The organism is Ruegeria sp. BC2 (genome assembly GCF_056539245.1).
In genome coordinates, this window is the sequence record NZ_JBQFUQ010000001.1 from 1,071,408 (window position 1) to 1,093,156 (window position 21,749).

Annotated in this window: 23 protein-coding genes; 13 read left to right on the plus strand and 10 right to left on the minus strand. The window is 60.5% G+C overall.

Going from position 1 to position 21,749, the window contains the following annotated elements:
* The first annotated feature begins 4 nt into the window (after window positions 1–4).
* From ACR0CU_RS05245 to ACR0CU_RS05255, 3 genes are read left to right on the plus strand one after another with little or no spacing between them, the layout of a single operon-like run.
* A complete protein-coding gene (locus tag ACR0CU_RS05245) occupies window positions 5–799 on the plus strand; it encodes an LpxI family protein (protein ID WP_170445847.1) in 795 nt (264 codons plus the stop codon).
* Window positions 799–1,956, plus strand: a complete 1,158-nt coding sequence (gene lpxB, locus ACR0CU_RS05250) for a lipid-A-disaccharide synthase (protein WP_170445850.1) — start codon at window positions 799–801, stop codon at window positions 1,954–1,956. Before ACR0CU_RS05245 ends, lpxB begins: the two co-directional genes overlap by 1 nt.
* On the plus strand, window positions 1,956–2,540 hold the full coding sequence (locus tag ACR0CU_RS05255; RefSeq protein ID WP_174820234.1) for a hypothetical protein: 585 nt from the start codon (window positions 1,956–1,958) through the stop codon (window positions 2,538–2,540). The genes lpxB and ACR0CU_RS05255 overlap by 1 nt, the downstream gene beginning before the upstream one ends.
* Here ACR0CU_RS05255 and mnmA read toward each other — a convergent pair.
* On the minus strand, window positions 2,534–3,679 hold the full coding sequence (gene mnmA, locus ACR0CU_RS05260) for a tRNA 2-thiouridine(34) synthase MnmA (RefSeq protein WP_170445854.1): 1,146 nt from the start codon (window positions 3,677–3,679) through the stop codon (window positions 2,534–2,536). The two genes, ACR0CU_RS05255 and mnmA, sit on opposite strands and share 7 nt — an antisense overlap.
* Before the next feature lie 130 nt (window positions 3,680–3,809).
* Here mnmA and sciP point away from each other — a divergent pair, with 130 nt between their 5' ends.
* The 5 genes from sciP to ACR0CU_RS05285 all read left to right on the plus strand — a co-directional run bounded on the left by sciP (window position 3,810) and on the right by ACR0CU_RS05285 (window position 9,473).
* Window positions 3,810–4,103, plus strand: coding sequence for a CtrA inhibitor SciP (sciP, locus tag ACR0CU_RS05265; protein ID WP_170338674.1), 294 nt, complete (start codon window positions 3,810–3,812; stop codon window positions 4,101–4,103).
* Window positions 4,104–4,187: 84 nt separating this feature from the next.
* Entirely contained in the window at window positions 4,188–4,904 is a 717-nt protein-coding gene (ctrA, locus tag ACR0CU_RS05270; RefSeq protein WP_170368424.1) for a response regulator transcription factor CtrA, read from the plus strand.
* Window positions 4,905–5,026: 122 nt separating this feature from the next.
* Complete coding sequence (gene ligA / locus ACR0CU_RS05275) at window positions 5,027–7,153, plus strand: NAD-dependent DNA ligase LigA (protein ID WP_480642585.1); 2,127 nt, start codon at window positions 5,027–5,029, stop codon at window positions 7,151–7,153.
* On the plus strand, window positions 7,150–9,240 hold the full coding sequence (gene recG / locus ACR0CU_RS05280; RefSeq protein ID WP_480642587.1) for an ATP-dependent DNA helicase RecG: 2,091 nt from the start codon (window positions 7,150–7,152) through the stop codon (window positions 9,238–9,240). The genes ligA and recG overlap by 4 nt, the downstream gene beginning before the upstream one ends.
* A gap of 110 nt (window positions 9,241–9,350) precedes the next feature.
* Window positions 9,351–9,473 carry a hypothetical protein gene (locus ACR0CU_RS05285; RefSeq protein ID WP_302478129.1) on the plus strand — a complete coding sequence of 41 codons (123 nt, stop codon included), beginning with the start codon at window positions 9,351–9,353 and terminating at the stop codon, window positions 9,471–9,473.
* Between the two features lie 186 nt (window positions 9,474–9,659).
* On the opposite strand, the gene ACR0CU_RS05290 is transcribed toward ACR0CU_RS05285, so the two are convergent.
* Together ACR0CU_RS05290 and ACR0CU_RS05295 are read right to left on the minus strand one after the other, a co-directional pair.
* The gene (locus ACR0CU_RS05290) at window positions 9,660–10,298 is read right to left on the minus strand and encodes a MarC family protein (protein WP_093962021.1); all 639 of its coding nucleotides are present in this window, start codon (window positions 10,296–10,298) and stop codon (window positions 9,660–9,662) included.
* Window positions 10,299–10,356: 58 nt separating this feature from the next.
* Window positions 10,357–10,809, minus strand: a complete 453-nt coding sequence (locus tag ACR0CU_RS05295; RefSeq protein WP_170339242.1) for an iron-sulfur cluster assembly scaffold protein — start codon at window positions 10,807–10,809, stop codon at window positions 10,357–10,359.
* A gap of 48 nt (window positions 10,810–10,857) precedes the next feature.
* Between ACR0CU_RS05295 and hisI the strand changes: the two genes are divergently transcribed.
* A complete protein-coding gene (gene hisI, locus ACR0CU_RS05300) occupies window positions 10,858–11,247 on the plus strand; it encodes a phosphoribosyl-AMP cyclohydrolase (protein WP_170445859.1) in 390 nt (129 codons plus the stop codon).
* 15 nt (window positions 11,248–11,262) lie between these two features.
* Here the strand turns inward: hisI and gluQRS are convergent, their stop codons facing one another.
* The 4 genes from gluQRS to ACR0CU_RS05320 all read right to left on the minus strand — a co-directional run bounded on the left by gluQRS (window position 11,263) and on the right by ACR0CU_RS05320 (window position 15,190).
* Window positions 11,263–12,141 (minus strand): tRNA glutamyl-Q(34) synthetase GluQRS, encoded by an 879-nt coding sequence (gene gluQRS, locus ACR0CU_RS05305; RefSeq protein WP_170445862.1) that lies wholly within the window; start codon window positions 12,139–12,141, stop codon window positions 11,263–11,265.
* Window positions 12,138–12,752, minus strand: coding sequence for a class I SAM-dependent DNA methyltransferase (locus ACR0CU_RS05310; protein ID WP_170432707.1), 615 nt, complete (start codon window positions 12,750–12,752; stop codon window positions 12,138–12,140). Before ACR0CU_RS05310 ends, gluQRS begins: the two co-directional genes overlap by 4 nt.
* A gap of 37 nt (window positions 12,753–12,789) precedes the next feature.
* Window positions 12,790–14,130, minus strand: coding sequence for a methylenetetrahydrofolate--tRNA-(uracil(54)-C(5))-methyltransferase (FADH(2)-oxidizing) TrmFO (gene trmFO, locus ACR0CU_RS05315; protein ID WP_170445864.1), 1,341 nt, complete (start codon window positions 14,128–14,130; stop codon window positions 12,790–12,792).
* Window positions 14,131–14,404: 274 nt separating this feature from the next.
* Window positions 14,405–15,190, minus strand: a complete 786-nt coding sequence (locus ACR0CU_RS05320; protein WP_170339232.1) for an enoyl-CoA hydratase — start codon at window positions 15,188–15,190, stop codon at window positions 14,405–14,407.
* 58 nt (window positions 15,191–15,248) lie between these two features.
* Between ACR0CU_RS05320 and ACR0CU_RS05325 the strand changes: the two genes are divergently transcribed.
* Window positions 15,249–15,692, plus strand: coding sequence for a PaaI family thioesterase (locus ACR0CU_RS05325; protein ID WP_093962028.1), 444 nt, complete (start codon window positions 15,249–15,251; stop codon window positions 15,690–15,692).
* Window positions 15,693–15,753: 61 nt separating this feature from the next.
* Here ACR0CU_RS05325 and ACR0CU_RS05330 read toward each other — a convergent pair whose 3' ends face one another.
* Window positions 15,754–15,981, minus strand: coding sequence for a DUF1127 domain-containing protein (locus ACR0CU_RS05330; RefSeq protein ID WP_093962029.1), 228 nt, complete (start codon window positions 15,979–15,981; stop codon window positions 15,754–15,756).
* A gap of 99 nt (window positions 15,982–16,080) precedes the next feature.
* On the opposite strand from ACR0CU_RS05330, the gene ACR0CU_RS05335 reads away from it, so the two are divergent.
* The 3 genes from ACR0CU_RS05335 (at window position 16,081) to rpsI (ending at window position 18,599) form a co-directional block, all read left to right on the plus strand.
* Entirely contained in the window at window positions 16,081–17,484 is a 1,404-nt protein-coding gene (locus ACR0CU_RS05335; protein ID WP_170445867.1) for an aminotransferase-like domain-containing protein, read from the plus strand.
* A gap of 164 nt (window positions 17,485–17,648) precedes the next feature.
* The gene (gene rplM, locus ACR0CU_RS05340) at window positions 17,649–18,107 is read left to right on the plus strand and encodes a 50S ribosomal protein L13 (RefSeq protein WP_170339225.1); all 459 of its coding nucleotides are present in this window, start codon (window positions 17,649–17,651) and stop codon (window positions 18,105–18,107) included.
* Between the two features lie 6 nt (window positions 18,108–18,113).
* Window positions 18,114–18,599 carry a 30S ribosomal protein S9 gene (gene rpsI, locus ACR0CU_RS05345; protein ID WP_005983014.1) on the plus strand — a complete coding sequence of 162 codons (486 nt, stop codon included), beginning with the start codon at window positions 18,114–18,116 and terminating at the stop codon, window positions 18,597–18,599.
* Between the two features lie 70 nt (window positions 18,600–18,669).
* Here rpsI and ACR0CU_RS05350 read toward each other — a convergent pair whose 3' ends face one another.
* The gene (locus ACR0CU_RS05350; protein ID WP_170371073.1) at window positions 18,670–19,830 is read right to left on the minus strand and encodes an ABC transporter substrate-binding protein; all 1,161 of its coding nucleotides are present in this window, start codon (window positions 19,828–19,830) and stop codon (window positions 18,670–18,672) included.
* Between the two features lie 31 nt (window positions 19,831–19,861).
* Window positions 19,862–21,748, minus strand: a complete 1,887-nt coding sequence (locus tag ACR0CU_RS05355) for an AMP-dependent synthetase/ligase (RefSeq protein WP_170445870.1) — start codon at window positions 21,746–21,748, stop codon at window positions 19,862–19,864.
* Window position 21,749 lies beyond the last annotated feature (1 nt).

The window sequence follows — 21,749 nt, forward strand, 5'->3', positions numbered from 1 at the left end:
GATCATGCTGGCTCTGATCGCGGGAACAGGGGTTTTGCCGGACGAACTGGTTGCGCACCTGCCGGAACGCCCCTTGGTTTGCGCGATGGAGGGATTTCAGCCCGACACTCTGACGCCAGACGTGACCTTCCCGCTGGAGCAGTTGGGCAGTTTTGTCGCCGAGCTCAAAGCGCGCGGCGTCACAGATGTATGCCTCGCAGGTGCCGTCCGCAGGCCAGACATAAACCCCGCCCGGATTGACGCGCAGACCATGCCCTTGGTTCCGATCATACAGCAGGCGTTGATGTCGGGCGACGACGGAGCCTTGCGGGCGGTGATCGGCATTTTGGAGGACGCCGGACTGCGCGTGCGGGCCGCGCACGAGATCGCGCCGGACCTGTTGCCTCCTCTCGGGTGTCTGACCCAGGTACAGCCGACCGAGGCGGAGCTGGGCGATGCAAACCGGGCCGTGGGTGTCCTGCGGGCCATGGGGGCAGCGGATATCGGACAGGCTTGCGTTGTTCACAAAGGCCAAGTTCTGGTTGTCGAAGGGGCCTTCGGCACGGCCTGGATGCTGCAATCGCTGGCCGCACGCCCGGATGCGGGCGGTGGTATTCTTTTCAAGGGCCCCAAGCCGGGCCAAGACCGACGTGCCGATCTGCCTGCCATCGGCCCCGACACCGTATCCAGCGCCGTTGCGGCCGGTTTGTCCGGCATCATCATCGAAAAGGGTGGGGTGATCGTGTTGGACCGGCCCCAAGTGATCGCGGAATGCGACCGCCTGGGCTTGTTCCTGCACGTACATGAGCGGGCTGTCTGATGCGCGTTTTTCTGGTCGCCGGTGAGCCATCGGGCGACCGTCTGGGCGGTGCGCTGATGGAGGGGTTGAAGACCCTGGTTCCGGAGATCGACTTCGACGGGGTCGGCGGGCCGCTGATGCAGGCTCAGGGACTGGTCAGCCGCTTTCCGATGTCCGAGCTCAGCGTGATGGGCCTGGTCGAGGTTCTGCCCAAGTTCTTTCACCTCAAGCGCCGCATAGCCGAAACCGCTCAGGCCGTTCTGGATACCCAGCCCGACGTTCTGATCACCATCGACAGTCCCGACTTTTCGTTGCGCGTGGCCAAGCAGGTCAAGACGCGCAGCAATATACGAACCGTGCATTATGTTGCGCCCAGCGTCTGGGCTTGGCGCCCCAAGAGGGCGGACAAGATGGCCAAGGTCATCGACCATGTTCTGGCCCTGCTGCCGTTCGAGCCGCCCTATATGGAAAACGCCGGAATGGAGTGCGATTTCGTCGGCCACCCGGTGGCCAGCGAGCCGGTTGCAACCGACGCGCAGATCGCACAGTTCCGCGCCGATCACGGGCTGGGCGACGCGCCAATCCTGCTGGCCTTGCCCGGCTCGCGCCGGGGTGAGGTCGATCGGCTGGCGCCCGTATTCGGAGCGGCGCTTGACCAGTACCTGAAAGACCGCCCCGACATGCGAGTGGTGGTTCCGGCGGTCGCGCATGTGGCCGATACCGTGGCCGCCCATGTCCGGTCCTGGCCGGGTCAGCCGGTCGTGGTGGACCCGCGCAACATCGCCACGGATCAGGCGGTGGCCAGCAAACGTGCGGCCTTTGCCGCCGCCGAGATCGCGCTGGCCGCATCCGGCACGGTCTCATTGGAGCTGGCGGCCCAGTCCACGCCGATGGTGATTGCCTATAAACTGACCTGGCTGACCCAGAAGATCGCCGAACGCATGGTCAAGCTGGATACGGTCACGCTGGTCAACCTGGTGTCCGAAACCCGGACAGTGCCGGAATGCCTGCTGGATGACTGCACGCCTGAAGCCATTTCCGCCGCGCTTGCCTCCGTGTCGGCCGCGCCGGACGCGCAGGAACAGGCTATGGCCATCACGATGGAACGTCTCGGCCGCGGTGGCGAAGCGCCCGGTCTTCGGGCCGCGCGCGCGGTGTTGGAGCGGATGACGCCGTGATGCTGGACTATGTGGTCTTTGCGGCCTCGGCCTTCATGGCGCAGGTGCTGACCAATCTCGACAACCTCATGGCTCTGGTCGCCCTGATGATCGTCACCGGTCCGCAACGCGCGGTTCTGGGGTTCCTGCTGGCACAGGGGCTTGTGATCGGCGCGGCTTTCCTGCTGGCGCTGGGGGTCGAAGATGTTGTGCCGCACTGGGCGGGCTACCTCGGCGCCATCCCTCTGGCCTTGGGGCTTTTTGGGGCCGCTCGACAGCTTCGCGGAACGAATGCGCAGGACGCGCCCGCAGTGCCGGGCAGCGCCTCGGCGCTTGTGACAATGTTGTTGTTCACAAGCCTTTCGATGGACACGTTTGCGGTCCTCGCCCCCTTGCTGGCGGACTCGACCCCCGATTTCCGGCTGGCAGGTGTGCTTGGGGCAGGACTAGCAGCGCTCTCCCTTGCGATCGTGGGGCTGATCGGCGGGCGCGCCCAGATCATGACGGGGCGCCTGGCGCAACGGCTGGAGTACCTCGTGCCTTATGTCATGGTCTGCGCCGGGCTTTATATCCTCAGCAATTCATGGACCGACGCGGTTCAGTAACCGCGCCAGATCCAGCCGCCGCCAAAGATCCGGCTGCCCCCGGTTTCATAGAACACGCAGGCCTGCCCGGGCGAGACGCCTTCTTCGGGCGTCAACAATTCGACCTCGGCGGTGGTGTCGGTCAGCGGACGTATGATCGCCTCGCGCGGGGGGCGGGTCGAGCGGACCTTGACCGAAACATGCCATTCTTTCTGCGAGGTGAAGGGCGCATCTCCCAGCCAGTTGATCTCGCGTACGGGGATGGTGCGGGTGGCCAGCAGTTCCTTTGGGCCGACGACGACCTGCTTGCGATCCACGTCCAGCTTGACGACATAGAGCGGCTCACTGAGCCCGCCGATGCCAAGACCGCGCCGCTGGCCGATCGTGTAGTGGATCACGCCGTCGTGCTGGCCCAGAACACGGCCGTCGGCGTGAACGATTTCGCCCGGTTCGGCCGCGCCGGGGCGCAGTTTCTCGATCACGCTGGCATAGTTGCCGTTGGGCACGAAACAGATGTCTTGGCTGTCGGGCTTATCGGCTACGCTCAGCCCGTATTGCGCGGCCATCTCGCGGGTCGCGTCCTTGGACGGCAGATGCCCCAGCGGGAAGCGCAGGAACTCCAGCTGCTCGGGCGTGGTCGAGAACAGGAAATAGGACTGGTCGCGGTTGGCATCCTCGGCGCAGTGCAGTTCAGGGCCATTGGGACCCATCTTGCGTTGGATGTAATGGCCGGTCGCCATGCAGTCGGCTTCCAGATCCTTGGCGGTCTCCAGCAGATCCTTGAACTTGACGCGCTCATTGCAACGGATGCAGGGCACCGGAGTCGCGCCGGCCAGATAGCTGTCGGCAAACTCGTCGATCACGGCGTCCTTGAAGATGTTTTCGTAATCCAGAACGTAGTGTGGAAAACCGCGCTCCTCGGCCACGCGACGGGCGTCGTGGATGTCGATCCCGGCACAGCACGCACCCTTCTTGGCCAGCGCCGCCCCGTGGTCATACAACTGCAGGGTTACGCCAACAACGTCATAACCCTGATCCGCCAGATACGCCGCCACGACTGAGCTGTCGACACCGCCCGACATGGCGACGACCACCCGCGTTTCCGACGGGGGTTTGGCAAAGCCAAGCGAGTTCAGAGGGGTCTCGGTGTCGAGGGCCATGGGCTGTTCCAGTCCGGGTTAAGAAAGACCGGCAGAATATAGGAAAATTCTACGCACTCTCAAGGGGCGGTTTCACCGCGCATTAAGTAGACTGCCGTCAGCTTTGTGGCACCAGAAAAAGGGTCGAAAGATGTATTTGCACAAAGTTGAGGGACCAAGGTCAGTTACCCTGCCGGATGGGTCTGTTTTGTCCCGAGCGGATTTGCCGCCTGCGGATACGAAACGCTGGGTCGCATCAAGAAAGGCCATTGTCGTTCGAGGCGTGCTTTATGGATTGATCTCCTTGTCGGACGCCAAGAAACGATACGGCCTGAGTGACGAAGAGTTCAACACATGGGTGTCTGCAGTCGCCGAACACGGAATCGAGGCCTTGAAAGTGACGGCGCTAAAAAAATATAGACAACCTAAAGGCGAAAGCGAATAAATGATTCAACGGTAACGTCAGATTAACCATTTGTGATCAGGGTTAACCCGAACTGGAATAGTTGACCTGAATTGGAGCAGTGCAATGCGAATTCTTCTTGTCGAGGATGATCCGACCACGTCAAAAAGCATCGAGCTGATGCTGACGCATGCCAACCTGAACGTGTATGCGACGGACCTGGGCGAAGAAGGCATAGATCTGGCCAAGCTGTATGACTACGATCTGATCCTGCTTGATCTGAACCTGCCGGACATGAACGGACATGAAGTCCTGCGTCAGTTGCGCATTGCAAGGGTTGAAACGCCGATCCTGATCCTGTCCGGAGCCGACGACACCGAAAGCAAGATCAAGGGCTTCGGTTTCGGGGCCGACGACTACCTGACCAAACCGTTCCACCGGGAGGAGTTGGTGGCGCGGATCCATGCGATCATCCGCCGATCCAAAGGCCATTCGCAATCGATTATCCGAACCGGACGAATCGCGGTCAATCTGGATGCCAAGACGGTCGAGGTCGACAATCAGGCGGTGCATCTGACCGGCAAGGAATACCAGATGCTGGAGCTTCTGAGCCTGCGCAAGGGCTCGACCCTGACCAAGGAGATGTTCCTCAACCACCTTTACGGCGGCATGGACGAGCCGGAACTCAAGATCATCGACGTTTTCATCTGCAAGCTGCGCAAAAAGCTCAGCAACGCCACGGGCGGCGAGAACTACATCGAAACGGTGTGGGGCCGAGGATATGTATTGCGCGATCCCCAGACGGACACGGCGGAAAACACTCGCTTGGCCGTCGGCGCCTGAAAACCTGACCCATCTGCCACCGCGGTCCAGGGTGGCATTCGCACTCACGGCTCGGCACATCTGGACCTGACCATGACCTCGCCCTATCACTGGGGTCCAAGACGATGTGACAGGGCGAGGCCATGAGCAATTTGATTGCAGTAGAAGATCTGACCGAGGACCAGGCTCGAGAGGAGTTGGCACGTCTTGCGGAACTCTTGCAGCGGGCCAACGACCTGTATCACGGTCAGGACGCGCCCGAGATCTCGGATGCCGAATACGATGCCCTGAAACTACGGAATCTCGAAATCGAGTCGCGGTTTCCGCAGCTAAAGCGCACCGACAGCCCCAGCGATCAGGTTGGTGCGCGGCCGGTGGACGGTTTCGGCAAAGTGACCCATGCAGTCCGCATGATGTCGCTTGGCAACGCATTCGACGATGAGGACGTAGCAGACTTCGTTCGGTCCGTTCGAAACTATCTTGGGCTGAGCGAAGAGGCGCCCCTCGAATTCACGGCCGAACCAAAGATCGACGGTTTGTCGCTGTCTCTGCGTTATGTGGACGGCGAACTGGTGCAGGCGGCAACACGGGGCGATGGGGAAGTTGGCGAAAACGTCACGGCCAATGCGTTGACCGTTTCAGATATCCCTCAAAAGATCGCCGACGCGCCCGGGATCCTGGAGGTTCGCGGCGAAGTCTATATGTCTCATGACGATTTCGAGAAGCTGAATGCCAAGCAGGCAGAGGCGGGGGCGAAGTTGTTTGCGAATCCGAGAAATGCGGCCGCCGGTTCGCTACGCCAGCTTGACCCAGAAGTTACGCGCGCAAGGCCCCTGCGGTTCTTCGCCTATGCCTGGGGCGAACTGTCCGAGCCGTTGGGAACCACCCAGTCGTCTGCGTTGGATCGATTGAAGTCCTTTGGCTTTTCCACCAACGACCTGACTGCCGTTTGCAGCTCGACCGCGCAAATGCTGGAGCACTACCGCGCAATCGAAGAGCAGCGCTCTACGCTTGGCTATGACATCGACGGCGTCGTCTACAAAGTGAACGATTTGTCGTTGCAGGCCCGTCTTGGGTTTCGCTCGACCACACCAAGATGGGCGATCGCTCATAAGTTTCCTGCCGAACTCGCCTGGACCCGGCTTGAGGCGATTGACATTCAAGTTGGCCGCACCGGCGCGCTTAGCCCGGTTGCGCGGCTGCACCCGGTGACGGTTGGCGGTGTGGTCGTGTCCAATGCAACCTTGCACAACGAAGACTACATCGCCGGTCGGGATTCGAAAGGCGAACAGATCCGCGACGGCAAAGATATACGTGTTGGCGATTGGGTGCAGGTGTACCGCGCCGGCGATGTGATCCCAAAAATAGCCGACGTCGACCTGAGCAAAAGGCCGGAACAAGCTGTCCCGTTTGAGTTTCCGACGAAATGTCCGGAATGCGGCAGCGACGCGATCCGCGAGGAAGGTGACTCGGTGCGCCGCTGTACCGGAGGGGTGATCTGCCCGGCGCAAGCGGTCGAGAAACTGAAGCACTTCGTTTCCCGCAAGGCGTTTGACATCGATGGGTTGGGGGCCAAGCAGATCGAAATGTTCTACAACGACCCGGATCTGCCGATCCGTACGCCGGCAGACATTTTCACATTGCAAAAGCGGGACGCTGCAAATCTGAACAAGCTGGCCAACCGAAAAGGCTGGGGCAGTCAGAGCGCCGCAAAACTCTTTGCCGCGATCGAGGAAAAGCGGACAATTCCGCTGGGCCGCCTTCTGTTTGCGCTGGGTATTCGACACCTTGGTGAAGCCGCCTCGAACCTGATCGCCAATCACTACGGCACGTGGGACGCGTTCGAGCAGGCTGTCACGGCCGCCAGCCAATTCAGCGAACCCGAATGGGATGAGCTGCTGAATATCGACGGCGTCGGCGAAGTCATGGCCCGGACCCTGGTTTCGACATTTGCTCAGGACGCAGAGCGCCAAAGCATCGATGCGCTGGTCGCCCAACTGAACGTGCAAGAGGCCAAACGGCCGGATACATCGGGCAGCCCCGTCGCCGGAAAAACGGTTGTCTTTACGGGTACGCTCGAAAAAATGACCCGGGCCGAAGCAAAGGCCCGCGCGGAAGCCCTGGGGGCCAAAGTGGCTGGCTCAGTCAGCGCAAAAACGGACTATCTGGTGGCCGGCCCCGGCGCAGGTTCCAAGGCCAAGAAGGCGGCAGAGCTGGGGATCGAAACCTTGGATGAAGACAGCTGGCTGCAGTTGATCGGGGACGCATGAGCGGCCGTCCAGAGCAACTGTTCCCGCTTTTTGCAGGGCTCGAGAGGCTGGATGGTATCGGTCCCAAGACCGCACGCCTGCTGGCGCAGACCGGGCTGGAAACGCCACGCGATCTGCTGTTTGCATTGCCATATGCAGTGGTTGACCGGCGGCGGCGTGATACGATCCGGGGCGTCGATCTGCCCAAAACACTCACGGTGGAAGTCACCGTCGGCGCCCACCGCCCGCCGCACAACAGGGGCGGAGCCTATCGGATTTTCGTGCAGGACAGTCAGACCGATTTCCAGCTGGTCTTCTTTCACGCCCGGGCCGACTACCTGAAAAAGGTCCTGCCTGAGGGGGCGAGACGGGTGGTGTCCGGCAAGCTCGAACTGTTTGACGGTACAGCGCAAATGGTTCACCCGGACCACATTCTGCCGGTCGAACAGGCGAACAGCATCCCCGAGTTTGAACCGGTCTATCACCTTACCCAAGGTGTCACCCAAAAGACGGCCTACAAGGCGGCGCAAAGCGCGCTGGCACGCCTGCCAGATTTGGCGGAATGGGCGGATCCTGCACAGGTTGCCCGCCAGAGCTGGCCGACCTGGGCCGATGCAGTCCGGGCGGCTCACACACCGCAAGGTGCCGATGACGTGGCAGCGTTTGCTCCCGCGCGCGAACGTCTGGCCTATGACGAACTGTTCGCCCATCAACTGACTCTGGCTCTGGCCCGACTGCGAGAACGCAAAACTCGTGGAACCGTAAGTGTCGCGACCGGGGCGTTGCAGACCCGTGTACTGGATGCGCTTCCGTACAAACCCACTGGGGCGCAGTTGCGTGCCATACGCGAGATAACCGAGGACATGGGTGCTCCGACCCGAATGAACCGCCTGCTGCAGGGGGACGTCGGATCCGGCAAGACACTGGTTGCGTTCATGGCGCTTCTGGTTGCGGTAGAGGCCGGTGCTCAGGGTGTCATGATGGCTCCGACCGAGATCCTCGCGCGCCAGCATCTGGAGGGCCTTCGCCCCCTGGCCGAGGACGCCGGTGTGGTTCTCGAAATCCTGACGGGACGGGACAAGGGGTCCGAGCGCAAGGCGAAGCTGGCCGCGCTCAAGGCGGGTGACATCCAAATTCTGTTGGGTACTCACGCGGTTTTCCAGAACGATGTGGCATTCCATGACTTGCGTCTGGCGATTGTCGACGAACAGCACAGGTTCGGTGTCCGCCAGCGGATGGAGCTCTCTGAGAAGGGACAGGGGGCCGATGTTCTGGTCATGACAGCCACACCGATCCCACGCAGCCTTGCGCTTGCACAATATGGGGATATGGACGTCTCGGTCCTGGATGAGAAACCGCCGGGACGGAAACCGGTCAAAACTGCGATTGTCAGCACTTCGCGCATGGAGGAGGTGGTCGATCATCTGCGCCGCGCGATCGAAGACGGAAAGCAGTGTTATTGGGTCTGTCCGCTGGTCGACGAATCCGAGGTCTCCGACCTCACCGCGGCCGAGGAACGGTTCAAACACTTGCGGGCCCAGCTGGGTGACGGAATCGTCGGCCTTGTGCACGGACAGATGCCCCCGGCCGAGAAAGATGCGGCAATGGCCGCCTTTCAGGACGGGCGGACCAAGGTTTTGGTTGCGACGACGGTCATTGAGGTGGGAGTAAACGTCCCCAACGCCACGATCATGGTCATTGAGCGGGCGGAAATCTTCGGGCTGGCCCAGTTGCACCAGCTACGCGGTCGGGTCGGACGCGGGCATGACGCGTCAACCTGTCTGTTGATGTATCAAGCGCCGCTCAGCGAAGGGGGCCGAAGACGGCTGGAAGTTCTGCGGGAAACCGAAGATGGATTCAGAATTGCCGAAACGGACCTCGAGATGCGCGGGGCAGGGGACCTGATCGGGACCGCTCAATCCGGTCTTCCCCGGTTCCAGATTGCCGACCTAGAACGGCAGGCTGGACTTATGGCTGTTGCACAATCTGACGCGCGTGCGCTGCTGGCTTCGGACCCGAAATTGACCTCGGAACGAGGTCAGGCCGCGCGTGTTCTTCTTTGGTTGATGAAACAGGATCAGGCCATCCGTTTGATTTCAGTGGGTTAGCGGGTTGCGCGCAAAAAGTTCACAAATGTTCTTATAAAGTTCTTTACTGATCCCCGGAAATATGAGAACAAAAGGTCAACAAAGGATTAATTCCCAACCGGAGGTGAAACATGCTGACCCAGATCAAAAGCGCTTTCAGCCGTTCGCAAGCCACGCTTTTGCAGGATTCAGCCGGCGTAGCTTCGCTGGTTGTCATGCTGATGGTGGCGCTTCACGTGCCCGTCGGGTTCTAAGCCTTTCTGCCTGCGATCTCGTGCCGATCAACCCGCGTATGTCATCCCCATTTCAGTCAAGGGTGACCTGCCTGTCCCAAACCCCTTGAAGGGGCCGTGCCTCGGCCCCACGCGGTAATCCGGACCCCACGCGAGAAACGCATTGACTGCCGCCGCCCTTTCCGCCCGGAAGGAGCGGCGGTTTTTTTACAATTGACCGGTTTTGAAGATCTCAAGGAGGGCTGACAGGACCGAGTTGACGGCCACCGAGGCCAGAATCATTCCCATGACCCGGCTGATGATTGCCGCCCCCGAATGACCGATCAGCCGGATGATTGGCTCGGCCAGCAGCATCAACACAAAGGCGCAGGCCAGCACGGACAGCATGACCAGCGCAGTAATGCCCTGATCCGCCACGCTGTAGCGGTGGTTGTCCGTCAGAATGACGATGGCCAGCATAGCACCGGGTGAGGCCAATGACGGGACCGCCAAGGGGAAGATCGCCGGGTTGTGCCTGTGCAGCTTGTCTTCCATGTCTTCTTCGGCCTGGCGCTGTTCGATTTCCTGTTTGCTTTCACCAAAAATCATCGTCAGCGCGAACAGGAACAGGATGATCCCGCCGGCGACCTGAAACGAGTTGAGGCCGATATCCAGCGCCTCGATCAGCAATTGTCCAAAGACCAGAAAGAACAGAAGGATGCCGGCGCTGATCAGTGCGGCCAGCAAGGCAGTGCGCCGGCGCGCGGCGGCTTCGATACCCGCAGTGACGGCAATGAAAACCGGGATGGTTCCGATCGGGTCGATGACGACCCACAAGGTTACAAAATGTTCCAGAAGGTTGTTCAATTGGCTTCTCCGTCAAATTGGTCAGGAGGTTAGCCGCCTTCGTTTCAAAAGACCATGTTCAGGCGCAGTTGGCTTGTTCGGCCTTCTCGAAAGCCTCGGCGATCGCGTCCAGGGCAAGCATGATCGACGCGTGCCGGTTCTTGTAATCGCGGGCGGGCCGCAGAACTTCCAGTTCGTCAAACGGCGCATCCGGGGTGGGGCCGTCACTCTTGAGCATGGCCGCCAGCTGGTCGCGCGCGGTTTCGATTTGGGGGCGGGTTGCCCCGATAACCGATGCACCGACCACTGCCGCTGCGGCCTGACCCAGTGCGCAGGCTTTCACGTCCTGACCAAACTCGGTAATCCGGCCGTCCCGCACTTTGATGTCCACGGCAACTGTCGAGCCGCACAAGGGCGACCGTTTCTTGACGGTCGCATCCGGATCTTCCAACCGCTGCAGGTGCGGAATGTCGGCCGCCAGCGCCAGAATGCGCCCGGAGTAGAGCTTGATCAGGTCGGTTTCGCCGGACATGGGTTTCCCTCGGTGGATGTTCCCCATACATAGTGGCCATGTTCTGGGATGCAAAAGGTTTTTGCGATGTCGCGCTCTGCTATGTTCGACCCGTCGACGCTCAAATTCAATGAGGCCGGGTTGGTCCCGGCCATCGCGCAAGAGGAGAGCACCGGCGAGGTTCTCATGATGGCTTGGATGAACGCCGAGGCGATCCGAAAGACGCTGGAAACTGGGCGCGTCACCTATTGGTCGCGCTCGCGCCAGTCCTTCTGGGTCAAGGGAGAAAGCTCGGGACACGTACAGGAGTTGGTGGATTTTCGCGTCGATTGCGATCGGGATTGCCTGTTGGTTCTGGTACGACAAAGCGGCCCCGCTTGCCACACAAACCGCCGAAGCTGCTTCTACACCGCCGTCCGGGACGGGGAAGAGGTCGAATTGATGTCGCCGATGGCCTGAGGGCGCCTAGCGGGCCTAAAGACCGACCATTGCGCGGACGTCTTCGGGCGTCGCTCCTTCGGCCCGGTATTTCGCAATCGCCCTGGCGTCGTCTCGCTTGGCCAGCCGTTTTCCCGTTTCGTCCCGGATCAGTCGGTGATGGTGATAGATTGGCGTCTCCAACCCCAACAAGCGCTGCAGCACCACGTGAATCCCGGTTGCGTCAAATAGATCCTGACCGCGAACCACATGTGAGATGTTCTGGGCCGCATCATCCAGAACGACTGACAGGTGATAGGACGTGCCCATACCCCGCCGGGCGAGGACGACATCGCCGACGCCGTGCAGCATCTGTTCGTCCGACAATTCTATCCAGCCAGTCGCGCCATCCGGAGCGGACCCGGTCTCGTGAAACCTCAACCCGGTGGCGTCCCTCGCGATCCGGCGCAGCGCTTCGGACATATTGAGGCGCAGGGCCACATCCTCCGGGATCGCGGACTGCACCTGATATGTCCATTTTTCACGGCATGTTCCCGGATATATGACGCCGTCAGGTCCGTGCAGCGGATACCCTTCCTGCGGCGCATTGGCGGCGGCCGCGATATCCTTGCGATTGCAGGTGCACGGATATAGCAGCCGTTGGGACCACAGCCGGTTCAAGGCCTGCCGGTAGAGCGGCATGCGATCGGATTGCCGCAACACAGGGCCAGGCCACGTCAAACCCAACCACGTCAGATCGTCATAGATATGATCCTCCCAATGCTGACGCGCACGGGACTGATCGATATCCTCGATCCGCAGCAGGAACGTGCCGGAGTTTCGGTCAGCAAGATCATACGCCAGCAATGCAGAATACGCATGACCAAGATGCAATGGCCCGGTTGGAGATGGGGCAAATCTTGTAGTGAATTTCACGTCTTTTCAACGATATATACGTCGGATTTCAAGTCCAGCCCTGGCAAGTGCGGTCCGTGTTCGCGAAACAGAAGGCGCGCCGCTCCCATGTCCAGCCATTCGTTCAGGCGCCCGGTATAGCCGGGGTCGTCCAATGTATGGTCGTTGAACGAAAACGCCAGCAGGCCACCTTTGGGCAAGACTTTCATCAGCATGTCGAATGTCTGGGGCGGCGCGGCGCCGGCGCCGATCACTCCGATCGCGGCGATTGCCTTGTATGCCCCCGTCTCCAACGGATTGGGATCGGTGATGTCGATGGCAGCCAGGTTGCGGTAGACGCCCTTGGCAGCAGCACCTTTCAGCATCTCGGGTGTCGGATCGACGCCGTCGATTGCCCGGTATCCGACCTTGTGCAAGGCGACACCGGACAACCCGGTCCCGCAGCCATAGTCAAGGATAGGTGTGTCCGGTTGCGGCAACTTGGACCACAACGCCTCGGCCACGCGGCCCGGCGTGGCGTACCCGTGCTCGGCCACCTCATCTTCGTAAGAGGCCGCCCATTTCTGGTAATGCGCCTGGGTTTCCTGCGGCGTGTTCAGATCATATGTGTTTTTGAGGAACTTCTCGCTCATGCCGTCAGTTTAGGCGCGTGGCCCGGTCCGCGTCCAGTCAGCTTTGCGTCAGCCACTGCTGCCATGCCTCCTTGGCGCGATCGGTATAGGCTTTGTAGCGATCCTTGCGACCACGCCGTCCGCCTTTCAACCCGTCGACCGGTCGGAACAGACCGAAATTCACGTTCATCGGCTGAAAAGTCTTGGCTTCGGCGCCGCCGGTGATGTGATGGATCAGCGCGCCCATGGCACTGTCCTGCGGAACCGGGGGCAGGGAGTGGCCCAGGATCTCGGCCGCCGCGAGACGGCCTGCGAGCAGGCCCATCGCGGCGCTCTCGACATATCCTTCAACCCCGGTGATCTGCCCGGCAAATCGGATGTTTGGCTTGGATTTCAGGCGCATCTGCGCATCCAGCAAGGTGGGCGAGTTGATGAAGGTGTTGCGATGGATGCCGCCCAGACGGGCAAAACTGGCGTTCTCGAGCCCCGGAATCATCCGGAACACCTCGGTCTGGGCGCCGTATTTCATCTTGGTCTGAAACCCAACGATGTTGAACAGCGTGCCCAAAGCGTTGTCGCGACGCAGTTGAACCACGGCATGAGGCTTTACGTCTGGCTGATGCGGATTGGTCAGGCCCACCGGTTTCATCGGCCCGTGGCGGAGGGTCTCGCGCCCACGCTCGGCCATCACCTCAATCGGCAGGCAGCCATCAAAATAACCAGCTGTTTCACCTTCGTGGAACTCAGTCTTGTCCGCGGCCAGCAAAGCGTCGACGAAGGCCTCGTACTGGTCACGGTCCATCGGGCAGTTCAGATAGGCAGTACGCTCTTCCTCGGTCTCACCCTTGTCATAGCGCGACTGCATCCACGCCTTGCTCATATCGATCGTGTCAGCGTAGACGATCGGGGCAATCGCGTCGAAAAAGGCCAGCGCTTCGGCTCCGGTCTCGCGCTGGATCGCTGCGCCCAACGCTGGCGAGGTCAGCGGACCGGTGGCAAATATCCAATGCCCATCGTCCGGAAGCGTAGTGACCTCCTCACCGGTGACGGTGACCCGTGGGTGCGCCTTCAGCTTGGCGGTCACCGTTTCGGCAAAGTGTTCACGGTCTACGGCAAGAGCACCGCCCGCAGGAAGTCGGTGGGCGTCTGCCGTGGTCATGATCAACCCATTGGCCGCGCGCATTTCCCAGTGCAGCAAACCAACGGCGTTCTGCTCGTCATCATCAGACCGGAACGAGTTGGAGCAGACCATCTCGCCAAGGTTGCCGGTTTGATGCGCAAAAGTGCCCACTTTGGGGCGCATTTCGTGAATCACGACGTCCACGCCCATTTCGGCAGCCTGCCATGCGGCCTCGGATCCGGCCATTCCGCCGCCAACGATATGCAATTTCTGTGTCATGTGCGTCCAAATAGGGCAGGTGGCCCGCGCGTGCAACGGCCAACGAAAACTGCCGCCGACAAGGCAGCAACGCTATGATTTTATTGGGAAGTCTTGGGGTCGCCGCTGCGGGAATGTCTGCGCCGGTGAGAGAAACCAGCTTGGAGGGACCTTCCGCCCACGGCGACCCAAAAGATAGTGAGGGCCTCAGCCCTGTCTCAGCTTTGCCACACAGATGCCCTTTTGAAAAGTGCAAAAATGCGAACAGTCGATAATTTTAGCCATAACAATTGCGTCATTGGGTCCAATTTGGTGAACGTTTTTCGATAAATGCGGAAATACCTTCCTCGGTATCCCGGTGCAGCATATTTTCGGCCATTACGCCGCCGGTATAGGCATATGCCTGATCCAAAGGCATCTGAAGCTGCTGATAAAACGCCTGTTTCCCGATCTTTACCGCCGCGCCCAGTTTGGACGCCAACTGCTCGGCCAACGACAGGGTTTCATGCTCCAGCAGCGTTTCCGGAACGACACGATTGACCAGGCCCAGCTCGGCGGCCCGCTCCGCTGGTATGAAATCACCGGTGGTCAGCATCTCAAACGCCAGTTTGCGCGGAATGTTGCGGCTCAGCGCCACCATCGGTGTCGAGCAGAAGAGACCGATGTTCACGCCATTGACGCCGAATCGCGTTCCTTCGGCCGCCACGGCCAGATCGCAGGTCGCCACCAATTGGCAGCCGGCGGCCGTTGCAATACCATGGACCTGCGCGATCACCGGTTGGGGCAAGGATTGGATCGACATCATCATTCGGGCGCAGCGATTGAACAGTTCGGTGAAGTAGGCCTTGCCTCCATCTTCAGCCTGCCGGCCCGCGGTCATCTGCTTGAGGTCATGACCGGCACAAAACGCCTTGCCTGCCCCTGACAGTATCACAGCGCGGATCGTGCGATCATCGCGCAGCGTACCCAATTCAGATTGCAGTGCCTCCAGCATTTCGTCGCTCAGCGCATTCAGCCGCTCGGGCGTATTCATTTTCAGATGAGCGATCGCGCCCGTGTCGTTACGTTCCAAAATTGCCATCTTGCCCTCCTGCCGGCTGTGGGGCCAACTTTAGGTCGGCAAATCGAGGAGGGGAAGCATGTCATTGGCAATGAACAAGGAAGAGCTGACGGAATATCTGGCGCAGGTCTTCCCGCAGGTGCACAAGGATTTCGTTGTCATGGATCTGACCGACGACTCGATCCGCATGCGCCTCGTTGTCGAAGATCGGCATCTGCGTCCGGGCGGAACCGTGTCCGGGCCTTCGATGTTCGCCCTGGCCGATGTCTGTGTCTATTCAATGGTTCTGGCGCGAAAGGGTCGTCAATCCCTGGCCGTGACCACCAGCAGTTCCATGGATTTTCTGCGCAAACCTGCCGGTGGGGCCGACATGATTGCCGAGTGCAGGTTGCTGAAACTGGGGCGTACGCTGGCTGTTGGTGACGTCCTGATGTACTCGGAAGGGCAGGAGGCGCCGGTGGCACGCGCCAGCATGACCTACTCGCTGCCACCTGCCGGCTCCGCCGCAGCAGCGTTCGGATAAAAAAATGCCGGGGACAAGCCCCGGCACAGGAAGAGGTCCCGTAATTGGGACTGGGGATATTCTAGCCAAGCCAGAATTGGCGGCGTGCTTCGCGGTCAGCCTCAAAGCGCGTCAGCCCGACATCCTTCAGCAGACGGTCATCCAGCCTGCTCAGGTTGACGCGGCTGCGGCGCCGGCGTTCCCATTGGGTGACAGTCGCCGCAAAACGCACGGCCAGCGCAGCGATCAGAGGCAGCCGGGGGCTGTCGTTCAGCAGCAAGAGGGCGGGGGTGTGCATTGCGCGTGTCATGGTAAGTATCCTTTCAAATTGTATTGACACAAAGCATAAATGTTCGGTACATTGCTGTGATACATTCAAGATTGTACTGAACGCAAAGGAAGAATTGTAATGGATACAATTTGGCCGACAGAGCTGCCAAAATCCAAGGGGCCAAAGTATACACTGGTCGCAGATACAATTCGAAAAGCTATCGAAAACAAGCAGCTGGAAGTCGGGGTGAAACTTCCTCCGGTGCGGGAACTGGCGTATCGATTGCAAATCACACCGGGAACGGTCGCCCGGGCTTATTCCATTCTGACCGAGGAGGGGTTGCTGCAGGCCGAGGTCGGGCGTGGTACATTCGTGGCACCACCGAAAATGCCATTGCTGGACGATGTCTGGTCACGGCAGCTTCATCTTCGGGACGACAAGTATGACGCCAATGTCAGCCTGTTCAGCCCGCGACTGCCAGATGTCGGACAGGTGTCCCTGATACGGTCATGCCTTGCCAAGGTGGCCCAGGGGGATCCGAAGATGTTCATGAACTATCCCACCCGCGACGCTTACCTGCCTGTGCGCCAGGCGGTTGTTGATTGGCTCTCCGACTTGCCGCTGGGTGCTTTGAACGCTGATGACATCGTTCTGACGCATGGCGGACAAAGCGGACTGTGCGTCGTGTTTCAGACCGTTCTGCGCGATCCGAAACCCGTTGTTCTGGTCGAGGACCTTTCTTATGCGGGGTTCCGTCGCGCCGGGGAGTTGATGCGCGCTGAAGTTGTTGGTGTGAAAATGGACAAATGGGGTATCAGCCCCGACGCGTTGGACCACATCCTTCGTCAAACGCGGGCGCAGGCGATCTGCGTGTCGCCCGAAGTTCAGAATCCGACCGGCGGGCATTCGCCTCTTGAACGCCGAAACGAGGTGATCGAGATCGCCCGCCGCCACGATCTGCAAATCATCGAAGACGATTGCTATCGTATGGGCGAGGCCCGCGCACCCAGTTACAGGGCTCTTGCACCCGAACGCGGCTGGCACGTGTCGTCGATTTCCAAGACCCTTACGCCTGCGTTGCGCGTTGGGTTCGCCATCGCTCCGCGGGAACGCAGCGGAGACCTGCGCCGATCGGCGGAATACGGGTACTTCGGGTTGGCGCAGCCATTGGCCGAATTGACCCGCTTGCTCCTCAGTCACCCTCAATCCCGGCAAATGGCGCGGGATGTACGCGCGAAGATGGGTGAGTATGTAAGAGTGGCCGTCAATGCACTGGGTGGCTTCAATCTGAACTGGGACCCCGATATTCCATTTGTCTGGCTGAGCCTGCCGTCCGGCTGGCGTGCCGCAGCTTTCAGCAGGGCTGCCGAGCGTGAGGGCATTCAACTCCGATCGGCGGATGAATTCGCGCTGAGGGATGGACGAGCGCCAAATGCCGTGCGCATTGCGATGAACGGGCATGTCTCGCTGAAGCAGTTCGAATCCGCCATGTTGCGTCTGCGCGCCTTGCTGGACAATCCCCCCGAACAAATCAGCGTTTGATTTGGGGTAAATAGATACCTATTTTATAAGATGCTGTTTTATAATAACTAATTGGACACTACCGTTCTTGACGTGCACTTACGGGCCGTCTAAATACCCATCCATCGAATTCGGGCCGCTCCGCCTTTGGGGCGGTCTTTCACATCAAACAGGATTGTCCTGACATGAAAACCTTCTCTGCAACACCTGCAGACATCGACAAGAAGTGGATCCTGATCGACGCCGAGGGCGTTGTTCTGGGCCGTCTTGCCTCGATCGTCGCCATGCGCCTGCGTGGCAAGCACAAGCCGTCGTTCACCCCGAACATGGACATGGGCGACAACGTCATCGTCATCAACGCCGACAAGATCCAGATGACCGGCAAGAAGCGCGACGAGCACTTCTACTGGCACACTGGCCACCCGGGCGGCATCAAATCGCGCACCAAACAGCAGATCCTGGAAGGCGCGCACCCCGAGCGTGTGGTCTTTCAGGCCGTCAAGCGCATGCTGCCGGGCAACCGTCTGTCGCGTCAGCAGATGACCAACCTGCGCATCTACGCCGGTGCCGAGCACCCGCACGAAGCCCAGGCCCCCGAAGTTCTGGATGTCAAATCCATGAACAAGAAAAACACCCGGAGCTAATGACCGATGGCTGATCAGATCAATACTCTCGAAGAGCTGAGCGCCGTCGCAGGCGTGGAAACCGTGGCCGAAGAAGTTGTTGTGCGCGAGCCCGTGCGTGACGAACTGGGTCGCTCCTATGCAACCGGCAAGCGTAAAGACGCAGTTGCCCGCGTTTGGATTAAGCCGGGCTCCGGCAAGGTCACTGTGAACGGCAAGGACCAGGACGTGTATTTCGCACGCCCCGTTCTGCAGCTAATCCTGCGCCAGCCGTTCCAGGTTGCCGGTGTCGAAGGTGAATTCGACGTTGTGGCAACCGTCAAGGGCGGTGGCCTGACCGGTCAGGCCGGTGCGGTCAAGCACGGCATCTCGAAAGCGCTGCAGCTGTACGATCCCAGCCTGCGCGGCGCGCTGAAGGCAGCCGGCTTCCTGACCCGCGACAGCCGCGTTGTGGAACGGAAGAAATACGGCAAGCGCAAAGCCCGCCGTTCGTTCCAGTTCTCGAAGCGTTAATCGCTGCCGAATTTTCCAAATGCAAAGGGCTCGCAACCGCGAGCCCTTTTTTCGTTGATTTTCTCCGGCCTTACTCTTCGTAGACCATTTTCCACGCGCCGTTTTCCACCACGTTGACGTAGACCGTATCGGCGCCCTGATGGTCATCGGGGCCAAATGTCATGTGGTTGCCGACCAGTTCATCCTGATAGTCCAGCGTCTCCATTGCCGCGATAAAGCTTTCCTGGGTTAGGTCGGGGCCTGCCGCCTCCAGCGCCTTGACCATCATCTCGGCTGCGGCATAGCCCAGCATCGAAAAGCCGACCGGATCTTCGCCGGTGGCGGCCTTGTATTCCTCGATGAAGGCCTTGGGGGCGGGTTCATCCGCGCGGGCCCACAGGTCCTGCCACGAGGCGGCGGCGTAGAAGCCGTCGGTCACGCCACCCGGCACCTGTGCCACCACGGTCAGGAAGCTGGCCGAGGTGCCCAGGAACTTCATGTCCGTCAGGCCCATCTTCTTGGCGGTACCGACCACGGTGATGGCCTGCCGCACGCCCAAGGCGATGGTGACGATGTCGCAGCCTTCTTCCTTCAGCTTGCTGAGCGAGCCCACGAAATCGGTTTCGTCAGGTTTATGAGTGGTTTCCGCGGCAAAGGTAATGCCGGCTTCCTTGGCGCCTTCCTGGCTGCCTTCCAGGATTTCCTTGCCGAAATCGGTGGGCAGATACATCGTGCAGACCTTGTCGCCGCCGAATTCCTGCGCCAGATATTTCACGCCCACGCGCGCCTGGTCGTAATAGCTGGAAAACGAGGTGAACTTGTTCTTCATCGGCTCCTGCAGCATCTGCCGCGCGGCCGACAGGGGGGCGACGTTGGGGATGCCTTTGGGATCCAGCAGTTTGAACCCGGCCAGGTTCATCGGCGTGCCCAGCGATTGCAGCATCGCAAACACCTTGTCGCGGTTCAGCAGCTTGTTGTAGCCCTGCATCGCGCGCGGCATCTGGTATCCGTTGTCCTCGACCACATAGCGGATCTTGCGGCCATGCACGCCGCCATTGGCGTTGACCCGGTCGAACACCACGTTCGCGCCCTTGGTGGCCGGAACCCCCACGGCGGCGAAAATGCCGCTGAGGTCATTGACCGAGCCGATGACGATTTCGTCGTCGGTCACGCCTTGCGTTTCGGCCCAGCCCATCGAGGCCAGGGCGGATAGGGCGGTTGCAGCCGCCAGCCGTCTGATTGCTTTGGTCATGTGTCTTCCTCCCTTGGGATTGATCCCTGTTCTATTTGTACATGTCTTCAATGAGATGCGCGTGTTTCTTTTCCACCAGGCTGCGTTTCAGTTTCATCGTCGCGGTCAGTTCGTCGTCTTCGGCGGTCAAGAGCACGTTGATTAGGCGGAAATCCTTGATCTGCTCGACCCGCGCGAATTCCTTGTTCACAGCCGCAACCTCGGCACCGATCAGTTCGCGCACCTCGGCTGCAGCGCAGAGCGAGGCGAAGTTCGAGAACGGCACCTTGCGGTCCTGCGCGAACTTCTCGACGTTTTCCTGATCTATCATCACCAGCGCCGTCAGGTACTTGCGGCGGTCGCCGATGATCACCGCGTCCGAGATGTAATGCGAGAACTTCAACCGGCTTTCGATCTCGGCCGGGGTTATGTTCTTGCCGCCGGCGGTGATGATGATGTCCTTGAGGCGGCCGGTGATCGTGACATAGCCGTCCGCGTCCACGTGCCCCATATCGCCGGTGCGCAGCCAGCCGTCGGCGGTGAAGGTCTCGGCGGTCTTGGCATTGTTGCGCCAATAGCCCTGGAACACGTTCAGGCCGCGGATCTGGATTTCGCCCTCGTCCGAGATGCGCAGGTCGATCCCCGGTGCGGGCTTGCCGATGGTACCGATGTGGTTGGCCTCGGGCGTGTTCAGCGTGGCGATGCCCGAGGTCTCGGTCATGCCGAAGCCCTCGACCAGCGGCACGCCGATGGCCCAGTACCATTTCAGCAGCTCGGGCGAGATCGGGGCCGCGCCCGACCCGCCGCGCCGCAGCCGGTCCATGCCCAGCATCCGGCGCAGGTTGCGCAGCACCAGCCGGTCCCACAGCCAGAAATTCGCGGCCACCGCCGGCGGCACCGGTCTGCCCTGCAAGATGTATTCGGCCCGTTTCATCCCGGCTTTCAGCGCCATGCCAAAGGCGGCGCGCCCGGCCGGGGTGGCCTCTTGCGCCATGATCAGCACCTGCGAATAGATCTTCTCCCACACGCGCGGCACGGCGGTGAAGGTCGAGGGCGACACTTCCTGCAGGTTGGCAAAGACCGTCTCGGGGCTTTCGGCGAAGTTCACCGTGCATTTCGAAGCCAGCGGGAAATAAATCGACACGTCGCGTTCAAGGATATGACACAGCGGCAAAAAGCAAAGCTGTTCGTCCGTTTCCAGAGCGGGCAGGCAGCGAGCGCCGCATTCGATCGCGGCCATGATGTTTTCGTTGCTCAGCATCGCGCCCTTGGGCATGCCGGTGGTGCCCGAGGTATAGATCAGCAGCGCCGTATCCTGCGGCGTGGCCAGCGCGATTTCAGCGTCGAAGCGGCCCGGTTCTTCGCGCTGGGCCGCGCGGCCGAGGGCGTAAAGATCCTCGATCATCATGCAGCGGGGATGGGCCAGGTCGTGCAGGCCTTCGTCCTCGAGGATGATGACCTTCAACAGGCCGGGCACCTCGTCTTCGATGTCCAGGAATTTGTCCAGCTGCTCTTCGTCCTCGACGATCAGAAAGCGGCTGTCGCTGTCATTGACCAGGTATTTCAGCTGGCTGGCGGAATCGGTGGTGTAGACGCCCGAGGCGATGCCGCCGACGCATTGGATGCCCAGATCGAACCACGCCCATTCCTTGCGGTCCTCGGACAGGATCGAGACGACCTCGCCGCGTTGCAGCCCCAGCTTGCGCAGCGCCTGCCCGATCCACTTGGCGTGCTGCCAGTAGTCGGCCCAGGAATAGGATTTCCAGATGCCCAGATCCTTTTCCCGATGCGCGGTGCGGTCGCCCAGGGCGGCGCAGCGTTTCTGGAACAGCTCGGGGATGGTTACGCAGCCATCGACCCGCACGGGGCGCTGGCCGGGGGTGGCGTTGAACTGGACGCCGTTGATGGTGGTCTGCGGGGGCAGGGTGGTCATGTTCATC